The sequence below is a fragment of the Bacillus paranthracis genome, from assembly GCF_001883995.1.
In the GTDB taxonomy this organism is placed as follows: Bacteria; Bacillota; Bacilli; order Bacillales; family Bacillaceae_G; genus Bacillus_A; species Bacillus_A paranthracis.
The window spans coordinates 1-264 of record NZ_MACE01000064.1; the positions used below are offsets into that span (position 1 = coordinate 1).

The 264-nt window shown below is 47.3% G+C and carries 1 protein-coding gene; it reads right to left on the bottom strand.

Going from position 1 to position 264, the window contains the following annotated elements; genetic code table 11:
• A partial coding sequence (locus tag BAQ46_RS31815) for a hypothetical protein (protein WP_211275849.1) occupies nt 1–264 on the bottom strand: 264 nt, incomplete at both ends.

Consider the following 264-nt stretch of genomic DNA (forward strand, 5'->3'; position numbering starts at 1 on the left):
TTTTCTACGTGCTTCCGCTTCTTCACGTTTCCTTGCTTCTTCTTCTGCTTTTCTACGCGCTTCCGCTTCTTCCTGGTTTCTTGCTTCTTCCTCTGCTTTTCTATGTGCTTCCACTTCTTCTTGTTTTCTTGCCTCTTCCTCTGCCTTTCTACGTGCTTCCGCTTCTGCTCGTTTTCTCGCTTCTTCCTCTGCTTTTCTACGTGCTTCCGCTTCTTCACGTTTCCTTGCTTCTTCTTCTGCTTTTCTACGCGCTTCCGCTTCTTC